The 26,408-nt window shown below is 52.8% G+C and carries 30 protein-coding genes; 23 read left to right on the forward strand and 7 right to left on the reverse strand.

The features are described 5' to 3' along the window. Positions 1 to 253 precede the first annotated feature (253 nt). From FHS19_RS03270 to FHS19_RS03285, 4 genes are all read left to right on the forward strand, one after another. On the forward strand, positions 254 to 3,433 hold the full coding sequence (locus tag FHS19_RS03270; protein WP_183578510.1) for a bifunctional cytochrome P450/NADPH--P450 reductase: 3,180 nt from the start codon (positions 254 to 256) through the stop codon (positions 3,431 to 3,433). Positions 3,434 to 3,544: 111 nt separating this feature from the next. After that, on the forward strand, positions 3,545 to 4,030 hold the full coding sequence (locus tag FHS19_RS03275; protein ID WP_183578513.1) for a GNAT family N-acetyltransferase: 486 nt from the start codon (positions 3,545 to 3,547) through the stop codon (positions 4,028 to 4,030). A 55-nt stretch (positions 4,031 to 4,085) separates the two neighbouring features. Further along, positions 4,086 to 4,544 carry a GNAT family N-acetyltransferase gene (locus FHS19_RS03280; RefSeq protein ID WP_376771831.1) on the forward strand — a complete coding sequence of 153 codons (459 nt, stop codon included), beginning with the start codon at positions 4,086 to 4,088 and terminating at the stop codon, positions 4,542 to 4,544. Between the two features lie 27 nt (positions 4,545 to 4,571). After that, positions 4,572 to 5,345 (forward strand): class I SAM-dependent methyltransferase, encoded by a 774-nt coding sequence (locus FHS19_RS03285; protein ID WP_183578519.1) that lies wholly within the window; start codon positions 4,572 to 4,574, stop codon positions 5,343 to 5,345. A gap of 16 nt (positions 5,346 to 5,361) precedes the next feature. Here the strand turns inward: FHS19_RS03285 and FHS19_RS03290 are convergent, their stop codons facing one another. The 3 genes from FHS19_RS03290 to FHS19_RS03300 are packed head-to-tail and all read right to left on the reverse strand — an operon-like array spanning position 5,362 to position 9,121. Continuing rightward, positions 5,362 to 6,447: a GerAB/ArcD/ProY family transporter gene (locus tag FHS19_RS03290; protein WP_183578522.1), complete on the reverse strand. Its 1,086-nt coding sequence runs from the start codon at positions 6,445 to 6,447 to the stop codon at positions 5,362 to 5,364. Between the two features lie 42 nt (positions 6,448 to 6,489). After that, positions 6,490 to 7,626, reverse strand: a complete 1,137-nt coding sequence (locus FHS19_RS03295) for a Ger(x)C family spore germination protein (protein ID WP_183578525.1) — start codon at positions 7,624 to 7,626, stop codon at positions 6,490 to 6,492. Positions 7,627 to 7,654: 28 nt separating this feature from the next. Further along, positions 7,655 to 9,121, reverse strand: coding sequence for a spore germination protein (locus FHS19_RS03300; protein WP_183578528.1), 1,467 nt, complete (start codon positions 9,119 to 9,121; stop codon positions 7,655 to 7,657). A gap of 153 nt (positions 9,122 to 9,274) precedes the next feature. Here FHS19_RS03300 and FHS19_RS03305 point away from each other — a divergent pair, with 153 nt between their 5' ends. The 3 genes from FHS19_RS03305 to FHS19_RS03315 all read left to right on the forward strand — a co-directional run bounded on the left by FHS19_RS03305 (position 9,275) and on the right by FHS19_RS03315 (position 11,619). Further along, entirely contained in the window at positions 9,275 to 10,141 is an 867-nt protein-coding gene (locus FHS19_RS03305; protein ID WP_183578531.1) for a CAP domain-containing protein, read from the forward strand. A gap of 171 nt (positions 10,142 to 10,312) precedes the next feature. After that, on the forward strand, positions 10,313 to 10,909 hold the full coding sequence (locus tag FHS19_RS03310) for an AAA family ATPase (RefSeq protein ID WP_183578534.1): 597 nt from the start codon (positions 10,313 to 10,315) through the stop codon (positions 10,907 to 10,909). A gap of 14 nt (positions 10,910 to 10,923) precedes the next feature. Continuing rightward, positions 10,924 to 11,619 (forward strand): HAD family hydrolase, encoded by a 696-nt coding sequence (locus FHS19_RS03315; RefSeq protein ID WP_183578537.1) that lies wholly within the window; start codon positions 10,924 to 10,926, stop codon positions 11,617 to 11,619. 40 nt (positions 11,620 to 11,659) lie between these two features. On the opposite strand, the gene FHS19_RS03320 is transcribed toward FHS19_RS03315, so the two are convergent. Beyond that, entirely contained in the window at positions 11,660 to 12,952 is a 1,293-nt protein-coding gene (locus tag FHS19_RS03320) for an MFS transporter (protein WP_183578540.1), read from the reverse strand. 139 nt (positions 12,953 to 13,091) lie between these two features. Between FHS19_RS03320 and FHS19_RS03325 the strand changes: the two genes are divergently transcribed. The 5 genes from FHS19_RS03325 to FHS19_RS03345 all read left to right on the forward strand — a co-directional run bounded on the left by FHS19_RS03325 (position 13,092) and on the right by FHS19_RS03345 (position 15,848). Further along, the gene (locus FHS19_RS03325) at positions 13,092 to 13,553 is read left to right on the forward strand and encodes a GNAT family N-acetyltransferase (protein WP_183578543.1); all 462 of its coding nucleotides are present in this window, start codon (positions 13,092 to 13,094) and stop codon (positions 13,551 to 13,553) included. Between the two features lie 148 nt (positions 13,554 to 13,701). Then, positions 13,702 to 13,989, forward strand: coding sequence for a hypothetical protein (locus tag FHS19_RS03330; RefSeq protein WP_076167812.1), 288 nt, complete (start codon positions 13,702 to 13,704; stop codon positions 13,987 to 13,989). Positions 13,990 to 14,193: 204 nt separating this feature from the next. Next, on the forward strand, positions 14,194 to 14,955 hold the full coding sequence (locus FHS19_RS03335) for a DUF3891 family protein (protein WP_183578546.1): 762 nt from the start codon (positions 14,194 to 14,196) through the stop codon (positions 14,953 to 14,955). A 33-nt stretch (positions 14,956 to 14,988) separates the two neighbouring features. Then, the gene (locus FHS19_RS03340) at positions 14,989 to 15,477 is read left to right on the forward strand and encodes an 8-oxo-dGTP diphosphatase (RefSeq protein WP_183578549.1); all 489 of its coding nucleotides are present in this window, start codon (positions 14,989 to 14,991) and stop codon (positions 15,475 to 15,477) included. Positions 15,478 to 15,536: 59 nt separating this feature from the next. Continuing rightward, positions 15,537 to 15,848: an antibiotic biosynthesis monooxygenase family protein gene (locus tag FHS19_RS03345; RefSeq protein ID WP_183578552.1), complete on the forward strand. Its 312-nt coding sequence runs from the start codon at positions 15,537 to 15,539 to the stop codon at positions 15,846 to 15,848. Positions 15,849 to 15,859: 11 nt separating this feature from the next. On the opposite strand, the gene FHS19_RS03350 is transcribed toward FHS19_RS03345, so the two are convergent. Then, positions 15,860 to 16,330 carry a DinB family protein gene (locus tag FHS19_RS03350; protein WP_183578555.1) on the reverse strand — a complete coding sequence of 157 codons (471 nt, stop codon included), beginning with the start codon at positions 16,328 to 16,330 and terminating at the stop codon, positions 15,860 to 15,862. A gap of 211 nt (positions 16,331 to 16,541) precedes the next feature. On the opposite strand from FHS19_RS03350, the gene FHS19_RS03355 reads away from it, so the two are divergent. The 7 genes from FHS19_RS03355 to FHS19_RS03385 all read left to right on the forward strand — a co-directional run bounded on the left by FHS19_RS03355 (position 16,542) and on the right by FHS19_RS03385 (position 22,137). Then, complete coding sequence (locus FHS19_RS03355) at positions 16,542 to 17,357, forward strand: class I SAM-dependent methyltransferase (protein WP_183578558.1); 816 nt, start codon at positions 16,542 to 16,544, stop codon at positions 17,355 to 17,357. Positions 17,358 to 17,485: 128 nt separating this feature from the next. Continuing rightward, a complete protein-coding gene (locus FHS19_RS03360) occupies positions 17,486 to 18,244 on the forward strand; it encodes a threonine/serine exporter family protein (protein WP_183578561.1) in 759 nt (252 codons plus the stop codon). Between the two features lie 13 nt (positions 18,245 to 18,257). Continuing rightward, positions 18,258 to 18,695, forward strand: a complete 438-nt coding sequence (locus tag FHS19_RS03365) for a threonine/serine exporter family protein (protein ID WP_183578564.1) — start codon at positions 18,258 to 18,260, stop codon at positions 18,693 to 18,695. Positions 18,696 to 18,742: 47 nt separating this feature from the next. Next, on the forward strand, positions 18,743 to 19,438 hold the full coding sequence (locus FHS19_RS03370; RefSeq protein WP_281382316.1) for a response regulator transcription factor: 696 nt from the start codon (positions 18,743 to 18,745) through the stop codon (positions 19,436 to 19,438). Positions 19,439 to 19,441: 3 nt separating this feature from the next. Further along, positions 19,442 to 20,377, forward strand: a complete 936-nt coding sequence (locus tag FHS19_RS03375; protein WP_183578567.1) for a sensor histidine kinase — start codon at positions 19,442 to 19,444, stop codon at positions 20,375 to 20,377. A gap of 145 nt (positions 20,378 to 20,522) precedes the next feature. Then, positions 20,523 to 21,446: an ABC transporter ATP-binding protein gene (locus FHS19_RS03380; RefSeq protein ID WP_183578570.1), complete on the forward strand. Its 924-nt coding sequence runs from the start codon at positions 20,523 to 20,525 to the stop codon at positions 21,444 to 21,446. Then, a complete protein-coding gene (locus FHS19_RS03385) occupies positions 21,439 to 22,137 on the forward strand; it encodes an ABC transporter permease (RefSeq protein ID WP_183578573.1) in 699 nt (232 codons plus the stop codon). Before FHS19_RS03380 ends, FHS19_RS03385 begins: the two co-directional genes overlap by 8 nt. Positions 22,138 to 22,325: 188 nt before the next feature. Here the strand turns inward: FHS19_RS03385 and FHS19_RS03390 are convergent, their stop codons facing one another. Beyond that, the gene (locus FHS19_RS03390; RefSeq protein ID WP_183581384.1) at positions 22,326 to 23,147 is read right to left on the reverse strand and encodes a class I SAM-dependent methyltransferase; all 822 of its coding nucleotides are present in this window, start codon (positions 23,145 to 23,147) and stop codon (positions 22,326 to 22,328) included. 2 nt (positions 23,148 to 23,149) lie between these two features. Next, positions 23,150 to 24,373 carry a peptidase T gene (gene pepT / locus FHS19_RS03395; RefSeq protein ID WP_376771833.1) on the reverse strand — a complete coding sequence of 408 codons (1,224 nt, stop codon included), beginning with the start codon at positions 24,371 to 24,373 and terminating at the stop codon, positions 23,150 to 23,152. A 180-nt stretch (positions 24,374 to 24,553) separates the two neighbouring features. On the opposite strand from pepT, the gene FHS19_RS03400 reads away from it, so the two are divergent. The 4 genes from FHS19_RS03400 to FHS19_RS03415 all read left to right on the forward strand — a co-directional run bounded on the left by FHS19_RS03400 (position 24,554) and on the right by FHS19_RS03415 (position 26,396). After that, positions 24,554 to 24,751 (forward strand): hypothetical protein, encoded by a 198-nt coding sequence (locus FHS19_RS03400; protein ID WP_183578576.1) that lies wholly within the window; start codon positions 24,554 to 24,556, stop codon positions 24,749 to 24,751. Continuing rightward, a complete protein-coding gene (locus tag FHS19_RS03405) occupies positions 24,748 to 25,383 on the forward strand; it encodes a pyridoxamine 5'-phosphate oxidase family protein (protein ID WP_183578579.1) in 636 nt (211 codons plus the stop codon). The genes FHS19_RS03400 and FHS19_RS03405 overlap by 4 nt, the downstream gene beginning before the upstream one ends. A gap of 37 nt (positions 25,384 to 25,420) precedes the next feature. After that, positions 25,421 to 25,816: a VOC family protein gene (locus FHS19_RS03410; protein WP_183578582.1), complete on the forward strand. Its 396-nt coding sequence runs from the start codon at positions 25,421 to 25,423 to the stop codon at positions 25,814 to 25,816. Between the two features lie 112 nt (positions 25,817 to 25,928). Then, on the forward strand, positions 25,929 to 26,396 hold the full coding sequence (locus FHS19_RS03415) for a DinB family protein (RefSeq protein ID WP_183578585.1): 468 nt from the start codon (positions 25,929 to 25,931) through the stop codon (positions 26,394 to 26,396). Positions 26,397 to 26,408 lie beyond the last annotated feature (12 nt).

Consider the following 26,408-nt stretch of genomic DNA (forward strand, 5'->3'; position numbering starts at 1 on the left):
ATCAGGAAGCACGCCGCCCGGCCTTTGAATTCCGACCTCTGGCTGATGTGCGGGGCAATCATATCATGATAGGGTAAAAGGTAGGATAGGACAGCGTTGTCAGGCGTACACAGCCAAGCAGCCGTCAAATCCTCCTTTTTTCTTATAAAATGACCGGATTACTATTTTGGTCAGTCGGTACCTTTCAAGCGTTTTTCGGTCCTCTGCAAGGGCTGGATTAAAGAGAAGAAACAGGATGATGGAGGAAATAACCATGACGCAAACCATTCAGGTGCCTCAACCTAAAACCTACGGACCTTTAGGCAATCTGCCTTTGCTGGATTCCGCCGCACCAGTGCAATCGTTGGTAAAGGTCGCCGCGGAGCTCGGGCCGATCTTTCAGTTCCAATATCCCGGCGGCCGCAGGGAGCTGTACGTGTCCGGCCATGAATATGTGAAGGATGCTTGCGACGAAAAGCGTTTCGACAAAAGGATCTGGGCTCCGCTGCAGAACGTGCGCGCTTTTGCCGGTGACGGACTCTTTACGAGCGCAACCCAGGAACCCAATTGGAAAAAAGCCCATAACATTCTGCTGTCCAGCTTCAGCCAGCGGGCCATGCAGGGTTATCATACGAAAATGCTGGATATCGCCATGCAGCTGATTCAAAAATGGGGAAGGCTGAATCCGGATGAGACGGTCGACGTTCCTGCCGATATGACCCGGCTGACGCTTGACACGATCGGGCTGTGCGGGTTCAGTTACCGGTTTAACAGCTTTTACCGGGAAAATAACCATCCCTTTATCGATGCCATGGTACGGGCGCTTGACGAAGGGATGAACCAGCTGCACCGTCTGGGCATCCAGGATATGTTTATGATCCGGAAGAAGCGGCAATTTCGAGAGGATATCCAGACGATGTTCTCACTCGTTGACGAGCTGATCCGGGAGCGTAAGGCGCATGGCGGGGATGAGGATGATCTGCTTGCGCATATGCTGAACGGCGTCGATGCAAATACAGGGGAGCGGCTGGATCATGAAAATATCCGTTATCAGATGATCACGTTCCTGATCGCGGGGCATGAAACGACCAGCGGTTTGCTCTCTTTTGCGATTTATTATCTGATGAAAAACCCCGATAAGCTGCGCAAGGCCGTGGAAGAAGTGGACCGCGTGTTGAAAGATCCAGTGCCGACGTATCATCAGGTAAGGGAACTGAAATATGTCCGGATGGTGCTTAGCGAGTCCCTGCGGTTATGGCCGACCGCACCGGCTTTCTCGCTGTACGCTAAAGAAGATACGATGATCGGGGGAACTTATCCGATTCAACAGGGAAACAGCGTGACGGTTCTCATTCCGGGACTTCACCGGGACGTGCGCGTCTGGGGCGATGACGTGGAGGTGTTCAGACCCGAGCGGTTCGAGGATCCCAGCAAGGTGCCCCATGATGCGTATAAGCCGTTCGGTAACGGCCAGCGGGCGTGCATCGGCCAGCAGTTCGCCCTGCAGGAAGCCACGATGGTGCTGGGGCTGGTGCTGAAGTATTTTGACCTCGAGGATTCCGGCCGCTACGAACTCAAGGTTAAAGAGACGCTTACGCTAAAACCGGAAGGATTCCGGATCCGTGTCCGCAGCCGGAAGGGCGCATTGATTCCGGTGGGTTACGGCAGAGCCGAGACGGTGGAAGCCGCAGTCAGCGAATCCGCCAAGCCGGCATCCCTGGCTGCAAATGATCATCATACGCCGCTGCTTGTCCTGTACGGCTCCAATTTGGGCACCGCGGAAGGCATCGCCAGGGAGGTGGCTGACCGTGCGAGGTACCAGGGATTCGACAGCCAGGTCGGTCCCCTGGACGACTATGCCGGTGCGCTTCCGAAGGAAGGGGCGGTGATTATCGTGACGGCGTCTTATAACGGCCAGCCCCCTTCCAACGCAAAGGTGTTTATGGAATGGCTGGAGTCCGCCGATCCCGCTGCCATCCGGGATGTCCGCTACGCGGTATTCGGCTGCGGGGATCACAATTGGGCCAGCACGTACCAGCGGATCCCGCGCCTGATTGATGAGCAGCTGGCGGCCAAAGGGGCGAAGCGGTTACTTCCGCGCGGGGAGAGCGATGCCAGCGGCGATTTTGAACGGGAGGTGGACGACTGGACGGAGCGTTTATGGCCGGATTTAATGCCCGCGCTGGGACTCCCGGTCGCGTCCGGCCGCGACACCAAGCGGAGCACGCTGTCGCTGCGCTTTGTCCAGGGCGTGGCTGCCGTGCCGCTTGCGGAAACCTACAGCGCCGTATCCGGGCGGATCGTGAGCAGCTGCAATCTTCAGCACACGGCCAGCGGACGGGTCACACAGCACATCGAAATTGCCCTGCCGGAGGGTACATCATATCGCGAAGGGGATCATCTTGGCGTGCTTCCGGTCAATCCTGAGCCATTGGTGCAGCGGGTGCTCCGCCGGTTCCAGCTGGACGGCTCGGCGCACCTGATCCTGACGGCGGACGGGAATCGCAGCGCACACCTGAAGACAGGAGTGCCGATCCGGCTGGACGAACTGCTGTCCCGAAGCGTCGAGCTGCAGGAGCCAGCCACCCGCGCCCAAATTCGGGAGCTGGCATCGTGCACGGTATGTCCGCCGCATGCCCGGGAACTGGAGGCCATGCTTGAGGAAGACGATTACCAAACCAACATTCGGGCAAAGCGGCTGACGATGCTTGACCTGCTTGAGCAATATGATGCCTGCGAGCTGCCGTTTGCGCGCTTTCTGGAGCTGCTGCCGGCCCTCAAGCCGAGATATTACTCCATCTCCAGCTCGCCGAAAGTCAGTCCAGGCGCCGCCAGTATCACGGTCGGTGTGGTTCGGGGAGTAGCATGGAGCGGTAAGGGAGAGTACCACGGCATCGCCTCCAACTACCTGGCCGCGCAGGAGCCTGGGGCCGAGGTGCTGATGTTCGTCCGATCTCCCGAATCCGGATTTGTGCTGCCGGAGGATCCCGCCATACCGATGATCATGGTAGGGCCGGGCACGGGCGTGGCACCGTTCAGAGGTTTTATCCAGGCGAGACGGGTCCTGCAAGCGGAAGGAAAGGCGCTGGGCAAGGCTCATCTGTACTTTGGCTGCAGAAACCCGGAGCATGATTACTTATACCGTGAGGAGTTTGAACGGGCGGAAAAGGACGGAGCAGTGACGCTTCATACGGCTTTCTCCAGAGTGGAGGGTACGGATAAATGCTATGTCCAGCATCTGATGAAGCAGGACGGTGAGCTGCTGCTGCAACTGCTCGAGGTCGGGGCTAAGCTGTACATTTGCGGCGACGGCTCCCGGATGGCTCCCCAAGTGGAAGAGACGCTGATGGGCTCCTATCGGGACAAATACGGGGTAAGCCCGGAAGAAGCAGCCCAATGGCTTGCCGGCCTCGAATCGGCAGGGAACTATGTGAAGGACGTATGGGCCGGCTGATCTCCAGGTAGTCCGATTCGGGGCAGGCCGCATTTTACTGATTGCTTCCTTGGCATCCGCAACTATATGATGGAATTCGGGGGGAAGCACATCTGAAAGGAGGCGGACCAGGTGAATTATGAAATCAGAACTGCGGACATGGATGAGCTGGGGCTCGTACACGACACGATGATGCTGGCTTTTGAAGAATATCGGGGCCGGCTCCATCCGCCTTCAGGAGCCTTGTCGGAGGACACCGAGACGATCCGTCAGAAAATCAGCGAGCATGGAGGCGGAGCCCTTTTGGCTTGGTCCGGTGATAAGCCCGTGGGGTCGGCGCAGTATTCCTTCCGTGCCCCCTTTTTGTACGTCGGACGGCTATCCGTCATACCCGAGGCCCGGGGTGAAGGTTTGGGCAAGGCGATCATGAAGCATTTCGAGAAACTCGCTGTGCAGCATCGTTATCCCGAGATCCGGTTGGGAGTCAGGTTATCGCTTCAAGATAACATCCGGTTTTACCTCAAGCTGGGTTATGAAGTTGTTGAGGAGCATGCGTATCCTGAACGGACGGATGGCTGGTACATCCTGAGGAAACGGGTGGGAGCTGGAACGGCATGATCCGTAGACATAACTTGCTATGATAGGGAGGAAACCTAACGTGTCTAAAGAAGGCATTACGGTCCGGGAGGCGGGACTGGGGGATTTGCAAGAGCTTGCCGCCATTTTTGACTTGTACCGGATATTTTATGGTCAGGAGCCAGACGTTGAAGGGGCGGCCGCCTTCTTGTTCGAGCGAATGGAGCACCGGCAATCGGTCATCCTGATAGCCGAAGACGTGGAGCAGGGCCGGATCGCCGGGTTTACCCAGCTGTATCCGGTGTTTTCCTCCATCTCCATGAAACGGGCCTATATTTTGAATGACTTGTATGTACGGGAGGAATACCGCAGGCAGGGAACCGCCCGGCTGCTGCTTGAAGCGGCCAAACGGTTCGCTAAGCTGGCCCGGGCGAAGGGGCTGTCTTTGTCCACGGCGGTAACTAATGTACGCGCCCAGCAGCTGTATGAGCAAAGCGGTTATGTTCGTGACGAGCAGTTTATCCATTATGATTTCACATCTCTGGATATGGATTAATCACGGGAGAACAGGGAGGGGACATGAATGGGGCCGTCTACACAGGATTTCTATGACGATATGTCTGAATCATATCATTTGATTTACGAGGATTGGAAACATACGGTGTCCAGTCAGGGAGAATTTTGGGACCGGTGGATACGCTCCCGGTTTCAGCTTCCCGGGAGTGGACGAATTCGAATACTGGACGCCTCATGCGGTATCGGAACGCAGAGCCTGGGCCTTGCCCTTCAAGGATTTGAAGTGACGGCAACCGACCTAAGTCCGAACTCCGTAGAGCGAGCGAGAAGGGAAGCTGAGGCCATGGGCCTGTCGATCCGATTTGGAACAGCGGACTTCAGAACGCTCGAGCAGGATGTTGCCGGCACCTTTGACGTCGTCTTCTCCGCCGACAATGCGGTGCCGCATTTGCTAACGGATGAGGACCTGATGATCGCCTGCCGGCAATTTTACAATAAATGCCTGCCCGGCGGCATGGTCATCATCACGATCCGCGACTATGACAGCCTGATCCGGGAACGGCCCCGCGCTACACAGCCCAGAATTTTGAATCATGGCAAAAGAATTGTGTTCCAAGTGTGGGATTGGTCGGAAGACGGGTCGACATATACGACCCGGCAGTTTATACTGCAGGATCAGTTAGGGACTTGGAAGACGGAGAGCTATGCAGCTATGTACCGGGCAGTTCAGCGAAGCGAGCTGAGCTACTTTTTGCAGCAGGCTGGATTCCAGCGTGTGGAGTGGGTCATGCCCGAGCAGTCCGGTTTTTACCAGCCGATCGTAACGGCAGCCAAGTTCTAGATGGAGCGAGCTGGTTTCAGTGTTTCGTGATTTTTCTCCTCATGACCGTCATCATCCACAGAAAGAGCGGAATGGCGATCGCACAGACCGGAATGACAATCCGCTCCCACAGCTTCTGAAGCATCATAATGCTGGCTTCATTCGGAATCAACAGCGCAATGATGAAGATGGCCGGTGCACAAAACCACATGAGTTTTTTCCAATTTTTCACGTGAAGCCACTGGGCCATCTCATAGCTCGTGATAAACAAGTAAAGGGAGATCTTGGCGAAGACGCCAAAAATCCAAATGAAAATCACGAGTACATCGACATTTTGAATAAAGTTCAGGATGTTTATGCTGCGTACCAGCATAAAGTAAGAGAACCTCAGCTCCATTCCAACGTAGGGGCCGAACACGAGCAGCACCATGACCGTGGCTAACATGACCATGATGGAGGTGAACACGATGCTCGACAGTGCTTTGACGATTATTTTTTTTTTGCTGGATATAAACGCGAGAAGGACCAACAGCATAAACGATTCCCCAAAAAAAGAAGCGGGCGGCAGCGACGCCTTGAAAACCTCTTGCCAGCTTGAGTCGCCCACGATCGGCAGGATGTGGAGAAGCTTCGTGTTCATGGCGTTCAGCAAAAAAGTGAGGATCAGCGTAATGAACGTCACGGGTCCGGCCAGTTCGCAAAATCGGCCGATGCCGGTAATCCCGCTGATGCCGGTCAGATAAACGGCCAAAGCCAGTATCATGACCATGAGAATCCAGATGGGAGTCCGGTCCAGGATCGTCAGATGGATGAAATCCGCGAAGGAGCGGAGCACATCCCCGGATAACAGGAACCAGGCCACGAAATAGGGAAGGATCACGATTCTTCCGATCCAGCCGCCAAGCAGCTTACGGCTGAACTGCGTTAAGGTTTCTCCGGGATGGAGTAAGCTGACATGCGTGACCAGATACGTGATGGCCAGCCCGATCGCACCGGCAATGATCATGGACATCCACGCGTCCTGCTTGGCTGTTTCAATGGCAGGTGACACTCTTAACCAGACAGCCATGATGATTTCTACGGTGCTTAAGGTCCAAAAAATTTGCGATCCGGTCAGCTTCATAGCTTTCCTCCTTTCCGATGGGATTCCCTTATTACTCATGATCTACAGCGAAGAATTGGTTTGACCCGGATCCCTGTACCGGAGATGCACCGATACAGTGATCGGCAGTTCGGGGAACGTTTCGCGCCAATGCGGTTTGAGCGTTTTCCATATCTCCGGGTGCTGCCTGTGAACATGTTCCCCAATTCCAAATATGTCGATCTTATATTGGTGCTGCGCCTTATCGACCAGTTTGCGAACCTTCTTCTCCGCTTCCTGGCTCAGCTTGGTTTGAATGGTTTTGAGATCATCTTCCCTGGAAGGATCAAGTGACGAATTGTTTTCAACAATGCTGCCGATGCCGTGCAGCGATATGTAAATCTGCGGCCGGTGCTTCACCATTTTTATCCTTGTGCGGTGCTTTAGGGATTGGACTGCTATACTGATCGTCTCGTTCCTCTTTCCGATAGAGGTGGTGAACGTGAGGTTTTTTTGCTTTCCCATTATCCAGTTATCGTACATCGATTCCTCCGGATTCAGGTAACCGACGAGTTTAATTCCATGGTCTTTGTCCAGGATGGCAGAGCCGGCATATACATAACCTCGGGAAGGATCGGCTGTGATGGCAGGTACGATCGGCTGGGTTCCTTCGCTGAAGGCATCGCATAATAACATCCGGTAGTAGTAGGGCTTCATACCAAGAGCAGATTGCTGACTGCCAAGTGTCGTACTAATGAACGGATCAAATGTAGGCTCGGCTTTGATAACTTCTTTCGCCGTTCCATCCTTGACCACAAGGATGACGGAACGCAATTCCGATTTCGGGTTGCGAAAGATCATGTCGAGATACTTATCCAGCCCCACTTCGGCCATATGATGACCGATCAGGATCGTTTGACGATGAGCATAAAACAAGGAACGCGACAGCTCAGCCTGCAGACGCTGCCCGGCATCCATAAAATCTTTTCCTTTCGCACTCACGACCGTATATGTGTTTTTCTTGCCCGCACCCGTAACCTGGCTGCTGCCCAAACCTGCGGGTACGGCGACTTCCGAACTAATCTCCAGCTCTTTGTCCTCGGTCATGTCCATTCCGACGCCGATAATAAAAGCACGCTGGTTGGGCTCTTTCAGGTTCCAGCAGCCGGTGGACGAAGCTGACAGAAACAATAAGCAGAAAATAAGCAGAATTTTTTTCATTGTACCTTCCACCTTATCCATTCAAAGTTCAAGATTTACTCGCCCGCTTTCTTGGCAAACGCAAAAATACATTTTTTGCCCGGTTTTTCTTGGTTGGAGCAACGGGCTGAAGATACGGCGATCCAAACGGAGTGAGATGGATCAGATGGGACAAGATGGCGATCATGCCGATCGCTGTGCCAAAAAGTCCGAAAATTCCGGATAATACGAGCAGCGGGAAGCGCAGCATCCGCATCGGGTAGCCGAACCGGTAACGTGGGATCACAAACGACGATATGCCGGCAGCCGATACGACGATGACGATCGGCGCCGAGATGATCCCGGCCTGTACCGCAGCCTGCCCAATGACCAACGCCCCCACGATGCTGACGAGCGGACCGATTTGCTGGGGTAACCGTATTCCGGCTTCCCGCAGTCCCTCAAACATAAATTCCATAATAAATACTTCGATGACGGTTGGAAATGGAGCCTGTTCCCTTAGTCCCGTAATGCTTAGCATCAGCTTGGGGGGGACCATTTCCGGATGATAGGTGGTCAGCGCGATGTAAACCGACGGAAACAGGATGGCAAACAGGGCAAACAAATAACGGATCCACCGATTCATGGTGATATACATAAACCGTTCGTAATAATCGTCGGGAGCTTGCAGGCCGTCCCAGAACGTCATCGGTACGACCAGGGTGATCGGCGACCCGTTAACCAATACAGCCACCCGTCCTTCCATCAGTCCTGCGGATACGACATCCGGCCGCTCGCTGCTCAGCATTTGCGGAAAAGGGGAGTAGTGGGTGTCCTCAATGGATTCCTCGATATAGCCTGATTCCAGCACGCCTTGAAGATCGATCCGCTCGACCCTTGAGCGAATCTCGTCCAGCATGGAAGTGGAAACTAATCCATCAATATAGGCAAGAACGACCTCGGTTTGGGTCAGCTTGCCGATATTATAGGATTCCATCTTCAGGTTCGGCGTGACGATGATTCTGCGCAGCATCGTCGTATTCGTACGCAGCGATTCGGTGAAGCTCTCCCGGGTTCCGCGCAGGGCCGATTCCGTCGAAGGCTCTTCAATCGATCTTGTTTCATAATCGGAGACATCCGTAAGAAGGACCGTGGGCTCCCCATCCGCCAGAATGGCCAAATGACCCTTTAAAATATCATCTGCCGCATCGCGGAACGTGTTGACCTTCTTCGTTTGCAGTACCGCGAACAGCTGTTGATCACACATTTGCGCAATGCTGTCAATAGGGCCGACCCCCTGGGGGATTCCTTCGTATATTAACGGCTTCAGGATGACCGACTGGATGATATCCTTGTCAATCATACCGTCTACGTAAATAAACAGCAGTTTGGTGTCTCCTTGCAGGGTAACGTCCCGGAATATGACGTCCGAGCAGCGTTCGAACATTGTTTTTAGCATGTGCTCATTGTCTACCAGATGACGGCTTAGCGGCAGATTCGGATCGATGTTTGTCGGTTTCTGGTTAGCTGAATTCATGTTAGGTTCTTCTCCGTTGGAATCATCATTATATTTTAGTTACTATACCCATACGCTGGATAAGCATACTTTGCCGGTATAAATCCTCTTTGATGCGGAAAAATTAAGCTGGTATCTTACATTCAACCGTATTAGGGAGGCAGCACTCGTCATATGAAAAAAATCGTTATGATCGCCGTTCTGGTATTGATTACAGGCTGCGCGGATCACGGCGCTTCAACGGCGCGCCAGCAGGTGAACACCAAGCAGACAAACCGTGCAAGCCATATCCATCAAGCGGCTCCGACCCGAATCGTCACGTCAGCCTCATCGACGTCCACGGACAGAGGCGGCAAGTCTCATTTGACCGTCAAGCAAGTCAATCAAAACGATCTGACCTCGGATTTGCTTAATCTGATTCAGCAGCCAGGAGCGGCACCCGGGACTTCGCCGCAGCAGCCTGCGGGAACGCCATCCGGTACGCGGACCGGAGCGCCGACCACCCCAGCGGGAACACCAGCCGGTACGCCAACCGGAAACCCAACGGGAACACCAGCCGGTACGCCAACCGGAACGCCAGCGGGAACGCCAGCCAATCAGGTTCCTGCGGGAACCCCGAAAAATCAGGCTCCTTCGGGTACAAACAACCAACAGACCCCTGCGAGCGGCGATGCTTCGGCATACGCTCAACAAGTGCTCGATCTGGTGAATCAGGAACGCTCCAAGGCTGGCCTGGATGCGCTCAGCATGGATTCCAAACTGTCCAACATGGCAATGGCCAAGGCCAAAGACATGTATGACAACAAGTATTTTGACCATAACTCCCCGACCCACGGATCTCCCTTCGACATGATGAAGGAATTCGGGATTACGTACAACTCGGCCGGAGAAAATATCGCCAACGGGCAGACCTCCCCTCAGCAGGTGATGCAGGACTGGATGAACAGCCCGGGACACAAAGCCAACATCCTGAACAAAAGCTACACCCATATCGGGATCGCCTTTTACAATAACGAGTGGGTGCAGGAATTTACGGGATGATTTGCGGAAGTGCAGCATAGGTACATCATCAGCCTCCTCGGGGTAATCCGGGAGGCTGCTGCACATGGAGTGGGAAAAGCCGGCGGGACGCTCCGCCGGTTTTTTTGGTGTATAATGGGAAGGATCTGAGGAACAGATCTCCAAAATATCGTCAAAGTTGAGGGATGATCGATGATCCTATGGATAAACGGCGCGTTTGGCGCTGGAAAAACGCAGACCGCCTTCGAGCTTCACCGCCGAATACCGAATTCTTTCGTGTACGATCCTGAGAATGCAGGCTATTTTATCCGCAAAAATATTCCGCCCAGCATCAAGAAGCCCGATTTTCAGGAATATCCGTTATGGCGGGAATTCAACTATGCCATGCTGAAGCACATCGCTGGCGAATATGAAGGGGTCATCATCGCTCCAATGACCGTGGTTGATCCGGTTTATTTTGAAGAAATCGTCGGCCGACTGCGTACGGACGGCATGACCGTGAAGCATTTTGCGTTATGCGCTCCTCGCGAAGTCATCCTGCAGCGCTTAAAAAGCCGGGGGGAACGATCAAACTCATGGGGCGCTCAGCAGGCCGAACGATGTATTGAAGGTCTATCCCAAGACATATTCCGGGAGCATATCGATACCGTTGATCTATCGGTAAGCCAAGTAGCGGAGCGGATTGCGGGCATGGCCCATATTCCCCTGCTGCCCGATCACAGGGGTGCGGTGCGGAAGAAATTCGACCAAATCAAAACCCAGTTGAATCATTTCCGATTTTTTAACTAGGGGGAGTAGAGGTTATGGAAGCCGTTCTATTTGATTTGGATAATACGCTGGTGAACCGTAAACTGGCGTTTGAGCAGTTTTCGCGAAGGTTTATCGACAGGTTTGCTGCCGCGCAAAATCCCGAGGATCGCCGGAAGCTGGTGGGACAGCTGCGTGTCGCAGACCGGAATGGCTATCGGGAAAAAAGGGAGCTGTATGAGGAAATGAGGCGGACGCTGCCAATGAGGGAGGAGGCGACGACCGCAGAAGATCTGCTCGCTTATTGGTTCGCCGAGTTTCCCTCCTGCACCGTTGCGATGGACGGAGCGGAACGGGTGCTTCAGGAGCTGAAAAGCAGGGGGATCAGGATCGGGTTGGTCACCAACGGCTCGGCGAGAACCCAGTATGCCAAGCTGGACCAAGTGCAGTTCAGAGACTATTTTGATGCGGTAATCGTTTCTGAAGAAGCAGGGGTCAAAAAGCCGGACCGGCGAATTTACGCTATGGCGCTGAGCAGGCTGCAGGCCCGTCCGGAGAACTGCTGGTTTGTCGGTGACCATCCTGAAAAGGATGCGCAGGGCGCCGCCGCGGCGGGTCTGCGTCCCGTACTGCTGCTCACTACGCCTACCGACGCAGATCCCCTGCTGCCGGAGGGAACGCTGACAATAAACAAACTGCAGGAGCTCCTTCCGCTATGCACAGGCCCATTTTGCGGTCTTGAGGGACGGTGATGGCAGCTGGAAAGTTTCAGCAGGAAGCGATGCACTGCATTCAGGCTGGTGCGTTCTGGTTAGCCGCCTGCGGGGCGGCGGACTTTTGCTTGCGCTCGTTGAACATAAAGTAATAGATGGCCGATGCGCTGATGTATAATATTCCGGTCATGCTGAAAGTCAGTGCGTAGCCCCAGTACATCCCGTATGCGGTAAGCAAATGGGACTGGACAGGCCCCATCGTAGCCCACCCGAGCATGAACGCGGTTTGCGTCATCGAGTTGGCGATCCCTCTGCGGGCATCGGATACCCGGTCAACCGTGATCGAAGACTGGATAGGATTGGCCGCATTCATCAGTGCCTGCCTGAAGAGGAAGCTGAAGCAAGCGACCGCGAACAGGTTGGTGAAACCGGTCAGCAGCAAAAAGGGCAGGGACATCATCTGAAAAAGCACCACGGCCTTCACCGGTCCGACGCGGCTTGCCAGCGACGGGCCGATCAGCATCGACACGATAGTCATGACCTGGCCGAGTGAAATCAGGATGCCGACGGCCGTAAGAGATACGGCAAAGCGGTTCGTAAAGTACAGATTGAGATAAGGCACCACCAGCCCCGAGCCAAGCCCAACAATCAGCTGGGCCAGCGTAAATTTGGCGATGGCGCTCCAGTCCTCCCGCGCTGAAGATTGGAGCGGATGGGACAGGGCAGGTTCGGGCAGAGCGGCCGAAGCGTCTTCTTGGACAGCCGGATTTTTCCGGACCAGCATCAGGGGAACAAAGGCAAGCACGCTGGCCGCTCCCCCGGTGAACAGTACAGCCTGCAGGCTCTGAATTTTGCTCCAGCCGGCGGACTGGAGCACATCGGCCAGGTAACCGCCGCCGCTGCTTCCGATGACCTGCGCAGCCAGCACGAGGGAGAAGTGGTAGCTGAACAGCTTCAGCCGCTGCTTCTTGTCCGAATTCCCGGCCAGAAACGGGACGGCGATCACCTGGAAGAAGGCGGCAAACAGGCCGGCGGCAGCGGACAGGACGATCAGGGCGGATTCACCGCTGGCTAGCGACCTGCCCATGAAACTCAGACCGGTAAACAAAGCGCCCGTCATTAACAGCAGTTTATGGCTGGTACGGTCCCCCAGCAGACCGACCGGTATGAATATAAGCGCCGTCGCAAACGACTGGACGCTCACCAAGGTGCCGTTCATCGTATCGGGGTAACCCAGCGTTTGCACATAAAGATTGTAAAGCACCGAGAACATGCCTGTCCCGATCTGATACAGCAAATTGGCAAGAAAAAAAAGCCGGATATTCCGGTTGAGGCGATTCCATTCTGACGAGACCTGATGCAGTAACCGCATGATTTGATTAATCCTCCGTCCTGATACATTAGCTTCTCTATTGTAGCAAGCGGCTCCCAGGGTGCAAAGGAAAACTTTACATATGGCAATGTCTAATCAGAAGCTTGGCTCATGAGACGAAAAAGAGGTGATTGGCGAGATGAAAATAACTATCCAACCGTGGGGAATCGGTGAGGCTATTCCCTATGACCTGCTGCTGCTTGCCGATCCATCCAAAGAGATGGTTGATGATTACGTCGCCAGGGGCAGGGGCTATGGAGCTTATATGAACGGCGAATTGGCGGGAGAGTATGTACTGATCGACACGCATCCGAGAACGGTCGAAATCGTGAATATTGCGGTACGGGAAGATTTGCAGGGTAAAGGGATCGGCAAAATGCTGGTCGAAAGCGCGATCGAAGAAGCCAGGAGGCAGGGAGCGCACGCGGTGGAAATCGGCACGGCCAACTCTAGCTTTCTTCAATTGAAACTCTATCAACGCTGCGGTTTCCGGATCGTGGGCGTGGACATGGGCTTTTTTATCCGACATTATGAAGAAGCAATCTATGAAGACGGAATCCAGGTGCAGGATATGGTCCGTCTCCGTCTGAATTTGAAATAGAGATTAGATCTGCAGGAAACGGCCAGGATCGTTCAAGAGGCGCTTGGGCTGTCTATTAAATTGTGTTTCAATCTAGCGGCAAGTATCGTTGCATTGATAGATTTCAAGCATAGGATAATCTATCAAATGGTAAAGGAGGTCATGTCACATGGCTATTTTGTTACCAGAGCAGTTCTACTCGCTAGCCGCTGGTGTCGGTAAATCGTTCTACGAGAACCTTGCCGGCGGAATCAATGCTGCGGTCACGGTGAACAACACGTCAGCTTTTCCGGTTGACCTTGTCATCACCCGCGTCAACGCCCCTGTCGTTACGTATACGATCCCGGCGGCAAACAGCTTGACGCTGTCGGTGGAACGTCTGCTTGTCGCCGCTCTGCTGGCTTCAGCTGCCGGTCCGGTGTTCGGTACGATTCAAATCGCTACCTCTGATTTTTAATCCGCAACGCCACTTCTACACCAGCTCTTCCCCTTCCCCATGTGATATTGAGCCTCCAACCGGAATGTTTCGGTTGGAGGTTTTTTTCTGCTGGAAGGAAGAGGCTGTGGATGGTTGTCGACCCTTAAAATAAATTTTTGCTGGGAAAATGGGTTAGGAAAAGATAATATTAGGTAAAACACCAACCGATGGAGGGTGAATGTGATGATTCTCCGAGAACGACAAGATAGCTTCGTCCTGATTCGCCAGCATGATCATGCCAAGTTATCGGGACAGATAGCAGAGCATTTATTGCCGAATTGGATGCCGACAGGATCGGACCGTGAAGCTGCGGTGCTGGCCATTACACAGCACGATCGCGGCTGGATATATTTGGACCAGAATCCGCTATGGGATTCAGAAAGCAGCAGCCCGTTTTCCTTTATCAACTATCCGCTTGAGCCCAAGCTGTCTTCGTACCGGGCCGGCCTGGATGAGGCGGAAGCGATGAATCCGTATGCAGGTCTGCTCTGCAGCATGCATTATGCGTCGTTCCACCAGATCCGTTATGCGGAAGAACCGAAAGCCGCCCGGTTTTACAAGGAGGAGCTCCTTCGGCAGGAACGGATTCAAAGTCAGCTCATCGGATTGGACGATAGCCGCGTCGAGCGCCATTTTAACCTGCTGAAGCTGTGCGACAGCCTGTCGCTGTACGTATGTCTCAATGAGGCGGGTGCGTCCAAAGAAGAGGAGCATCCATGGTACCGTGAAGGGATCGAGACGGAGATCGCCGGGCTCAAGCCTTTACAGGCCCGATGGGTGGACGAAGGCGTCGTAGCGGTCAGCCCGCCTTTGTTTCGATCAGAGTTTACTGGGTCGATTACGCTAAAGCAGGTATCCAGACAAGCTATCGCGGAAAAGGGATTGGGTGCTGCGTACGACATGGCCCCGGAAATCACGCAGGATGTTATATTCCGGAATAAATGAGGAAGAGAACATAGAAAATAGGGAGTGCAAGGAATGGAGACTACCAAAACCGCAGCCGTGGAGATCGCGCTGTATACGATGTGTCTGGTGCGGGACGGCGACCGTGTTCTGCTGCTGAATCGTCCTGATGACCGCGGTTTTCCGGGATATATCGGCCCCGGCGGCAAGGTGGAGTTCCCCGAGAGCCTTTCGGACGGAGCGATCCGCGAGGTATGGGAGGAGACCGGACTTCGGGTAAAGGATCTGGAGTTTAAAGGAATTGACGAATTTGCCGATCCGGCCCAAAATTACCGCTACATGGTGTTCAATTACGTCGCCAACGACTACGAGGGAGAACTCCTCACCGATCCGCCGGAAGGCGAGCTCCGCTGGGTGACGATTGAAGATGCACTGGAGCTGCCAATGCAGCCTTGGTTCCGCAAAAGATTTCCGCTCTTCTTCGAGGAGGGAACCTTTGAGATTCATGATGTGTGGGATCAGGAAAATCAGATCACGATCGCGGAATCCGTCAAAAAGCTGTAGGCTGCAAACCGACTGTACATCTCTCATTCATACGATATGACCAGTTAGGAGGAAACGATATGATTTTGGAAGCCGCGATGCTGCAGGTGAAGCCGGGGCAGGGTGAAGCATTTGAGCAAGCCTTCCGGGAGGCTTCGGGCATAATATCTTCCATGCAAGGGTACATCGGACACGAGCTTCAGCGCTGTATGGAGGTTCCCAATAAATACCTTCTCCTCGTAAAGTGGGAAACCATTGAGGACCATACGGAGGGATTCAGGCAGTCCGATTCTTATGCTCGGTGGAAAGGGCTGCTGCACCACTACTACGACCCTTTCCCGGTCGTCGAACATTTTGAGCAAGTCAACCTTGCCTATGCGGCAGTTGAATGAAAAGTTATGTATTACTCAAATAAAGGAACGCGCGGGTCATGTCCCAAATCGTGAACGAGCATGGAATGAAGCTGACCCCGGTGATGGTATACATGCGCCAAAATTTCCAGCAGCCAGCCGAACCGGCTGTACGATGCGCCCCAGTATGAGGATATCTCTTCCTGAAGCTGGGCTTCTGTCAGCTGGACGTATTTATGGGCGAGGGATTCATAGTTATCTATTAAGGCTTGGCGGATGCGCGCGCTCGTGGAATACGATGTTCTGCTGTAAAATGCAGCCATCTCTTCCTGGGTGGCACCGTCCGAAATGATCGAATCCGCGAGCGGCAGCATGGCGATATGCTCCAGCAGCTCGCCTACGGAAAATTTGCCTGGGGTCGGCCGCTTCGGCAAATCGCATTCATCCAGACCATCCATGATCTTGAGAATGGAACGGATTGCCACGTCTATATGATGCAGCGCGCTTTGGCAGCAGGGATTCATGGTTTCATCTCCTCCATATTTACAGGTCTTTTATGTACATATTGAAGATAGTAGATCTCCGGACAAGAACATGCGTTCTTGTTTATTTATTATAATGGCATGTCAGACGGCGATCAAGTATTATACGCAACCTATCATCACTTGTAAGAATGGATGCACTGGAAGGCATTTTATGCGAAGGCACTGTCCATGGAAAGAAGGAGGCAGAAGTTTGGGAACCATAATCGATTACTATAATCAGTTTGACGAATGGGGGAGGCTGGATCGGGAGCCGGTCGAATTTATGGTCAACCTGCATTTCATCAAACAGCATTTGAAGCCGGGCTCGCATGTCCTTGACAACGGAGCGGGACCGGGCAAATATGCGGTTGCGCTGGCGCAGGAAGGGTATGACGTGACTTTGACCGATTTGTCTCCACGTCTCGTTGGCCTCGCTGCCGGCAAGGTGGAGGAATGCAAGCTGGAGGATCGGTTCCGAGGGATACACGTGGCCGATGCAAGAGATCTTGGAAGATTTGAAGACGGGCGGTTTGACGCCGTTTTGATGCTTGGGCCGCTGTACCATCTTCAGCAGGAGGAAGACCGGATTCAGGCAGCCCGGGAACTGTTCCGGGTGGTCAAACCCGGCGGCACTATTTTTGTCGCCTTCATGACCCGGACGAGGCATTTGATGAACTCGCTGCTGCATCCGGAGCTGTGGAAGCCGAACGATACGATGGATGGCATTGATGAATTTATGAGAACGGGTGTATTCAACCACAGTGACAATGGCCGGTTTACGGGAGCGTATTATTTTCCAATTGATGAGATCCGTCCCTTCATGGAGCGGCACGGCTTCGACAGCGTGAAGTTGATCGCATCCGGCAGCGTGGTGCAGTCCATGAACGAGGAGCAGTGGGCATACTGGCGGGGCCGCGGTCCGGAACAATTTCAGCGGTTCCTGAACCGTGTCATGGAGGCTGCAGAAGATCCATATATCCTAGGTGTTTCCTCTCATCTGCTGTATATCGGATTCAAGCCAGAATAACCGAAGGGTGCTTCGATTCCGGAGGATTCAGCTCTATTAGGAGGAAGTGGCGCTTGTCCGTGTTTTTGTCCGGCAAACCGTTTATACTGTAACTAAAATAGGGTTTTGCGCATACGGGAGGAAAAGCTTTGGAAGACTTGGTCCAGAGGGAGCACGAAATCATGAAAGTATGCCTGCTGGCCGGGCAGATCATGCTGCAGAGCGGAGCGGAGACGTACCGGGTGGAGGATACCATGGTCCGGATTGCCGCTTCTTTTGGCGTGGATAAAACGCATAGTTACATGACCCCTACGGGACTCATTTTTTCAATGGAGGATCCGCAGCCGATCACGAGGCTGAACCGGATTTCGGACCGGACGACGAATTTGCATAAAATCGATCGCGTGAACAGCGTATCCCGCCGCATCAGCAAAGGGGAGCTGACGATCGCTGAAGCGCGCCGGGAGCTGGAACACATCCAGCGGACAGGTGATATTTACCCGCTGTGGCTGCGGTTGCTGATGGCGGCACTGGCCAGCGGCTGTTTCCTGATCATGTTCCATGGTATTTGGCCCGATTTTCTGGCCGCGGCTGTGGCCGGAGGTCTCGGATTTTACTGCATGCTGATGCTGCAGCGGATGATTCCGGTCAAGTTCTTCGCCGAGTTTTCGGGCGCGCTGGCTATCGGCCTTTGCGCAGTTCTGTTCGTCAAATTCGGCTTTGGGCGGGACCTGGACATTATCGTCATCAGCTCGGTCATGCCGCTCGTACCGGGGCTGCTGATTACCAACGCGATCCGCGATTTGATGGCAGGCCACCTGGTTTCCGGCTTGTCGAAGGGGGCCGAGGCGTTCATCACTTCTTTTGCGATCGGGGCGGGCATCGCGTTTATGCTGTCATTTCAATAAAGGAGGGTGCCGCATGTACTTTGAACAGCTCGTTACGAGTTTTATCGCATCCGCTGCGTTCGGCATGCTCTTCAATACGCCGAAAAAGGCGCTGCTGCAGTGCGGATTTGCCGGAATGGTCGGCTGGCTGCTGTATATCTGGCTTCAGGATATGCACGTGCTGCGGATTACGGCCACCGTGGTCGCCAGTTACTGGGTCACGATGATCAGCCATTTGTTCGCCAAAAGGTACCGCACGCCGATCATCGTGTTCAGCGTTTCGGGCATCATTCCGCTGGTCCCCGGGGGAACGGCCTATGACGCGATGCGCAACGCTGTCGAGAACCAATATGACCAGGCTGTTCAGCTGGGAGCCGAGGCTTTTATGATATCAGGCGCGATCGCCCTTGGTCTGCTATTGTCGGAAGTGACCAATCAGCTCATCCGGAAATGGAAGCCTAGAGTAGTGTAAACTAGGAATGTCACAGGTCTAATTTCGAGGTACTCGGGGGGATCTACTTGCCAAAGCGTATTCTGCTTGTTGAAGACGACAGGGAAATCAGCCAGCTGATAGAAAGTCATTTGAAACAGGAAAACTATGAAGTATTTATCGCGCTGGATGGAGAGGAAGCGGAATCATTTATTGATAAAGAGGTGTTTGATCTGGTCTTGCTGGATTTAATGCTCCCTAAAATAAATGGTATGGATGTTCTGAAGCGGATCAGGGAAAAAAGCGTCGTTCCCGTCATGATTATTTCCGCAAGAGGCAGCGACCTCGACAAGGCTCTCGGACTTGGCTTTGGCGCAGATGATTATCTAAGCAAGCCGTTCTCCATGATTGAGCTAACTGCCAGAGTGCAGGCCGCCATACGCAGAGCAACGCAATACGTCCGGACGGATCATCAGCCGACGGAGGATCGGATTCATTATAAGGACCTCACTCTTGATATAAATGCGTTTTCTGTGCTGGTCCGAGGTCAGAGCGTTCCGCTCACCTCCAAGGAGTTTCATATTTTGAAATTATTCTTAACTTATCAGAGCAGGGTGTTCACCAAAGAGCAAATCTATCAATCCGTCTGGCAAGAAGATTATTACGGGAATGAAAATGTGATTAACGTTCATATCCGCAGACTTCGTGAAAAAATCGAAGAAGATCCGTCAAATCCCCAGTTTATTTGCACCATTTGGGGCATCGGATATAAATTGGGGGGCTAGCCGATGGTTTTTTTCTTAAGCGCGGCGAGTGCTGTTTTGCTTCTGATGAATATCTGGCAGTATGTCTCCCGAAGAACATGGAATCAGAATGTACAGGAAATATCCAATAAAATTACAGACATCATCGAACACCAAACCGGCGAGAAGGTGCTTATCCAAACCGACCAGCAAGCCGTGCAGCATTTGCTCATCCAAATCAACCGTCTGCTGGATTATAACCAAAGAGTGATTGCAGATTATGCCAGAACCAAGGATAGTCTGAAGAAAATGATATCGAACATGTCCCACGATTTGAAAACGCCTCTGACGGTCATTCTGGGATATGCCGAAAAGCTAAACCAGGAAGAATCGATCACCGAAGAAGAGAGGAAGCAGGTGATCCTGCGGTTAAACGATAAAGTAAACAAACTGGTCGGATTGCTTAACCAGTTTTTTGATCTGGTAAAAATCGAGTCGGAAGACTACGAAATCCCGCTCAGCAAAATTTCCCTCAATGAGATTTGCCGCCAAAGCGTGCTCGAATTTTATGAGCTTCTGTCATCCCGGGGTCTTCGGGTGGAGCTTGACATTCCGGAGCGTCCCCTTTACATACTTGGCAATGAGCATGCTTTGCATCGAATTTTGAGCAATTTAATATCAAATTCAATCCGATATGGAAGCGACGGAGGCGTGTTTGGTTTAACGCTTCGGGAAGAAGGCGAATCGGTTGCTGTCGACGTGTGGGATCGCGGAAAAGGGATTACGGAAGTCCATCAGGACCGCGTGTTTGAAAGACTCTACACATTGGATGACGCCCGAAATCCGCAATTTCAGGGAAGCGGGCTAGGCCTTAGCATTTCGAAACGTTTAACGGAAGCCATGAAAGGATCGATCCGGCTAACGAGCACACCGTTTGAGAAAACGACGTTTACGTGCATTTTTAAACAGGTGTCATATTAGATCTTCCCGAGAGGTGTTCTGTCTGAACGCCTCTTTTTTACGAACTTAAGAAACATGTAAGGATTGAGTAAGAAAAATCAACCATTCTATGCTCTAGGATAGAAGTAATTCAAAGAACGAATTTAGACGGGAGGATCAAGCTCAGATGAAAGACGTTATTCGAACCCATGAGCTCACCAAAACGGTAAGAGGCAAAACGATTACCTCGAATGTGAATCTCACGGTAAAAAAAGGAGAAACCTACGGTTTGCTTGGACCGAATGGTGCCGGTAAAACGACGATCATGAAAATGCTTACGGGACTCATCATCCCCACATCCGGAGAAATCATGTTATTTGGCAAGAAGCTTACGGAATCTGCAAAGGACGGACTAAAGCGAGTCGGGAGCATCATTGAATATCCAGTATTTTTCGAGCATTTAACAGCCATGGAGAACCTGCGGATTCACTGTGAATATCTGGGGTTTTATGATGGAAAGGCAATCACCCAAGCGCTGGATATGGTCAATTTGCAAGGGATTGATGACAAGAAAGTGAAGGACTTCTCACTGGGCATGAAGCAGCGTCTGGGAATCGTCCGGGCCATGATTACGAAGCCTGAGCTGATTGTTCTGGATGAACCCACCAATGGGCTGGATCCCATCGGGATTAAAGACATGCGGGAATTAATCCGGATGTTGAACAAGGAATATGGCATCACCTTTCTCCTGTCCAGTCACATCCTGGGTGAAATCGAGCAGATGGCTGACCGAATCGGGATGATTCAGCACGGGAAACTGGTGAATGAAGTCGCACTGGCCGACATTCAGAAGTTGCGGACCGATTATATTGAACTGGTGACCTCGAATGTACAGAAAACGGTCTATTTGCTTGAACATAAGCTCCAAATTTCCAACATCAAAATTGTAAAGGATACAAGGATTCGTATATACGACACGGCCCGATCCACAAGTGATATTTCGAAAACATTGATCTCGGACGATATTGAAATCGAGGAAATTCAGAAGCACACGAGTACGTTGGAGGACTATTTTTATCACCAAATCCAGGGGGGCGATAAGATTGACTAAGCTGATTGAGCTCGAGTGGAGAAAATTAGAGCAGAAAAAGGTTATCGGTGAAGTGATTATCTATTGGGTGATCCTTATGTTTCTTCCGGTATTCTTTTTAAGAGTGGTCATGGCTGATTTAGCGTTCACGGATTTTGCGGAGAGTTATTCAAGCGCGATGGAGCTGATGATAGCGATCCAAATGGGGTTTGTTCTGTTCGGCGCCTCCATGATTAATCACGTATTTATCGAGGAGTATAAGAATAAAACGATGTCACTTTCATTCGGATATCCCATTAGCCGCAAGAAACTGGTTATGGCAAAAGTTTGGTTTATCTTCCTGGCGATTTTCTTGTCTACGCTCGTATCTTTTATTTTATCCGGCATTACGACCTATGTGTTCGATCAGTTCATCGACGTCATTCACGGACAGCCCACGCTTGCAGACATCATCGCGTTTACGGCCAGGTCGATCGTTCATTCCGCGGTTGTTGCCGTGATCAGCTTCGTTCCGCTGTTTTTGTTCGGGATCTGGAAGAGGGCTGTCATTCCGACCGTGATTTGCTCCGTTTTTCTCATGCAGTTCCCAAATTTCGCCGGAATGCTTCATATTACGTTGAGTGTGGATCTGTTATACGGTGTGCTCGGCCTGATTGGCTTGGTCAGTGTTTACTTGTCGGTTGCCAAGGTGAATCAAGTGGGGGATATTTAGCTGATGAAGATTTACTGCATGTTTGGATTCTCCGGATTAAAGAATGTGAACCTTAGTTAGCATCACAGCGATGAATGAAGAAGAAGCAGGCAAAAAAATCAGGCGTCAGCGGTTCGATTTCTTTCCCCGTAACAGTGGAGGAACGTCGAACCGGCTGCTTGGCCTGATTTTTTTGTCATCTTCACGATTTATCTTACGCCGAGTCTCATCCGGTAGCTGAACAAAACCTGCAGCATCCTTCCCTGGAAGAAATCATCGACGATCCGTTTATACCGCTGAATGTCTTCATCCAGCTCCTTCGGGTTTAGCCGGAGAACCGTTTGAACTCCGCCCTGGCTCATTGCGATGCCGAAATATCTGTCTGCATCGCAATCCTCAGCATGATGGAACACGATTTCCTTGGCGAACCGGAAATGTCCGCTGTCCTGAATGCTCGCGAGATGCTGTTCCTTATCCCTTTTGACAGCCTGCTTCTCTTGGCTGTGCTGCTCGCGGATGATGCCGTCGGCCCGGTTGATCACTTCTTCGTAGGCTTGCTCCACCTGCCAGTGCAGCGTCGGCGGCCAGTCGCAGTCGTAGACGGCGAAGATGCCGCCGGGCTTCAGCACCCGGGCAGCCTCAAGCAGCGTGCTCGCCGGCTCCATCCAGTGAAAGGACTGCGAGCACGTGATGATATCGGCGGTTTCGCTGCCGATGGCAAGCTGGTTGGAGTAGCCCGCCATAAAGCGGATGTGTGCGGCGTCCGTCATCTGTTCCAGCTTGGACTCGGCGACGCCGCGCATGTCGTCATTCGGCTCGATGCCGATGACCTGGTCCGCATGCTCTTTCCAGACCAGCGTGGACAGTCCGGTGCCGCAGCCCAGATCGAGCACCAGCTCCGGCTTGCGCTGAAGGTACCCTGTCAGCAGGGACGCCACAAGAGGAGGCGCTGCGGGCCGGTAGCGGTCGTAGGTATCCCCGTATCCGGAGAAACGTTCGATATTGCGCTGGTTGTTTCCCTCCGGAACGATGCTCATACGCCTTTTGCCTCAAAGCGCTTCAAGATTTCGATGATGACCTGTACCGACTTCAGCATATTGTCGACGGAAATGTATTCAAACTTGCCGTGGAAGTTTTCACCGCCCGTAAAAATATTCGGTGTCGGCAGCCCCATATAAGAGAGCTGGGAACCGTCCGTTCCGCCGCGGATCGGCTTGACGATCGGCGTGATGCCCAGGCTTTCCATCGCTTCGTAGGCCACGTCGACGATCTCTTTCACCGGCTCGATTTTTTCCCTCATGTTGTAGTACTGATCGCGCATGTCAAGAGAGACACGCTCCTCGCCGTATTTTGCTTGAAGCTGCTTCACGACCTGGGTCAGATGCTCCTTCTTGGCGGCAAATTCCGTCCGGTCAAAATCACGGATGATGTATTCCATCTTTGTGCGTTCGGTATCTCCGTTCTGCGAGAGCAGATGATAGAACCCTTCGTAGCCTTCCGTGTGCTCCGGCGCCTGCTCCGGGGGAAGCATGGAATTCAGCTCCATAGCGATTTTGATCGAGTTTACCATCTTGTTCTTCGCCGTCCCCGGATGAACGTTCGTGCCTTGGATCGTGATGCTGGCCTTGGCTGCGTTAAAGCTCTCGTATTCCAGCTCGCCGAGAGGACCGCCGTCCACGGTGTAGGCAAAATCGGCGTTGAACGCCGCAACATCGAATTTCTCGGGGCCGCGGCCGATTTCCTCGTCGGGGGTAAACGCGACTCTGACCGTCCCGTGCTTGATTTCCGGATGGCCGATCAGATAAGCCATCGCCGACATGATTTCGGCAATGCCGGCTTTGTTATCCGCGCCAAGCAGGGTCGTTCCGTCCGTCGTGATCAGCGTATGCCCTTTGTACTGAGGCAGCTCAGGAAACAGCTTTGGGGAAAGGACGACGCCTAGTCCTGCATTCAGAACGATTTCGCCTCCGTCATAGCTGTCGACGATTTGCGGATTGACGCCTTTGCCGGTAAAATCCGTGGCGGTATCCACATGGGCGAGGAAGCCGATCGTCGGCACGCCATCCTTGTCCGTATTGGAAGGAAGCGTGGCCATGACGTAGCCGTTTTCATCCATCGTGACGTCCTTCATGCCGATGGCATTCAGCTCTTCCACCAGCATGCGCGCGAGGGTAAGCTGCCCTGGGGTCGAAGGCGTGGTGCTGCTTTCTTCATTCGATTGGGTCTCCACCCTGGCGTAAGAGATTAACCGGTCCATGAGTTCCTGTTTCAACATCCTTCATCTCCCTTTATGTAAATGGTGTACTACTTGTTATGATATCATGGGCAAGGGGCAAAATCACAAGCTTGATCCGAAAAGCCGAAGTGTATTAGCGCCCGTACCGGCTGTCTTCCCCGTCCAAAACGATTATAATAGGTACATGGAGGTGCGTTGGAAGTGTCGGTTAACGTGTTCAGCCTTGTATTTTCGCTTGTCGTGATCGGCTTGATCCTTTTGTTCTTCTTCAGCTTGTTCAAATACGTATCCAACGGCAGCAGGCATGTCAGAAATTCCGATGCCGCCTTGAGGAGAGTTGAGGAGAAGCTGGATTACATTATATACAAAATGAATGAGAAACAGGGGGATGAGCGATGACTGCAAGCCCTTTTAAGGCAATCATTCAATCGGAGGAGGAGCTTCGATCACTGAGCAGTCCTCCCAGCGAACTGGTCAGGAACAAGGTTATCATGCGTTTGGATTCCCACTGCCGCGAGTTTATTTCCAAGTCTCCGCTGCTGTTCCTGTCGACGAGTAATGCGGCCGGCAGCTGCGACGTATCCCCCCGCGGCGATGCACCGGGCTTTGTATACATATTGGATGATAAGCGGCTGGTCATTCCGGAGAGACCCGGTAACCGGAGGTATGACTCGCTTCTAAATATTTTGCAGAACCCGAGTGCCGGGCTGATCTTTATCATTCCAGGGCTGGAGGAGACGCTTCGGATTAACGGGAAGGCCTGCATTACTGCGGAGCCTGAGCTGATGGAGAAACTGTCCGCACAGGGGAAGATTCCGCAAATAGGCATCGGTGTAGAGGTCGAGGAGTGCTATATTCATTGTGCCAAAGCCTTCAAGCGCTCCAAGCTGTGGGATCCGGAACTTTGGCCGAAGCGGGAGAACCTGCCGAATCCTGCGGCCATCATCGCGGATCATGTGCGCGGAATAAAGGTTACGGAGGAGCAGGTCGCACGGTCGCTGGCGGAAAGCTACGAAAAGCGATTATATTAATAGAACGGATAGGATCTTTTTTAGGGGGGGACAGGCATTGAGTATCATTCCGATGTTGGCCGTTCATAATGCCGCTGCCGCAATTTCTTTTTACCGATCGGTGTTCGGCGCGACGGAAGCGAACCGGATGGTTACGGAAGACGGGAAAACTTCGCATGCCGAAATGCGGGTCGGAGACGCGATGTTCATGGTCGCGGACGAATTCCCGGAGCATAATACCGCAGCGGAAACGCTCGGTGGAACGCCGGTGATTTTGTATATCACCGTTGAGGATGCATTGGAAACAATGAACAAAGCCACTGCGGCGGGAGCGGCCACGCTTAGGGAGGTTGCCGCACAGCCTCACGGGGACTTGGTTGGCAAGATCAAGGATCCGTTCGGACATGTCTGGATGATTGCCGAGCAATTGAAGAACGTGCCGCAGGAAAAATAAATCAAGGAAATTGAAGCTGCCGAACGATTTCCCGGGGGCCCGCCCGGTCGGGGCAAGCGTCGGGTTCATAACATGAAGAATGAGCGCAGGAACACTGCGCCGGGAGGAAAAGATGAAATCCCTTTTTCTATATAATTGGCAGGTACGCGATGAATGGTTTGATGTCTGCGCACAGTTAAGCCACGAAGAACTGGTGCAGGAGCGAACGGGCGGAGTTGGCTCCATCCTGAAAACCTTTTTTCACATCGCTGACGTCGAGTACAGTTGGATGCTGGCTGCCGAAGGCAGGGAGACTGCAGAACCAAAATTCGCGGATTTCGCGACCCTGAGTGAAGTAAGGGCCTTGTCCGACAGCTACGTGAGTGAGCTTCGTCCGCTGATTCTGAGCCGAAGTCCTGAGCGGGACAGGGAAATCGTCAAGGCGGCCTGGCACGCCGAGCCCTTGCGTTACGGGGAGGTCGCGAAGCACGTTATCGCCCATGAAATTCATCATATGGGCCAGCTGTCCGTTTGGGCCAAGGAGCTTCATGTGCCAAGGGTTTCGGCCAATTTTATCGGCCGCGGACTTGGTGAGCAGTAAAACTTGAAGGAA

Origin of the sequence: Paenibacillus rhizosphaerae, assembly GCF_014192015.1 — a bacterium.
In the GTDB taxonomy this organism is placed as follows: Bacteria; Bacillota; Bacilli; order Paenibacillales; family Paenibacillaceae; genus Paenibacillus_AQ; species Paenibacillus_AQ rhizosphaerae.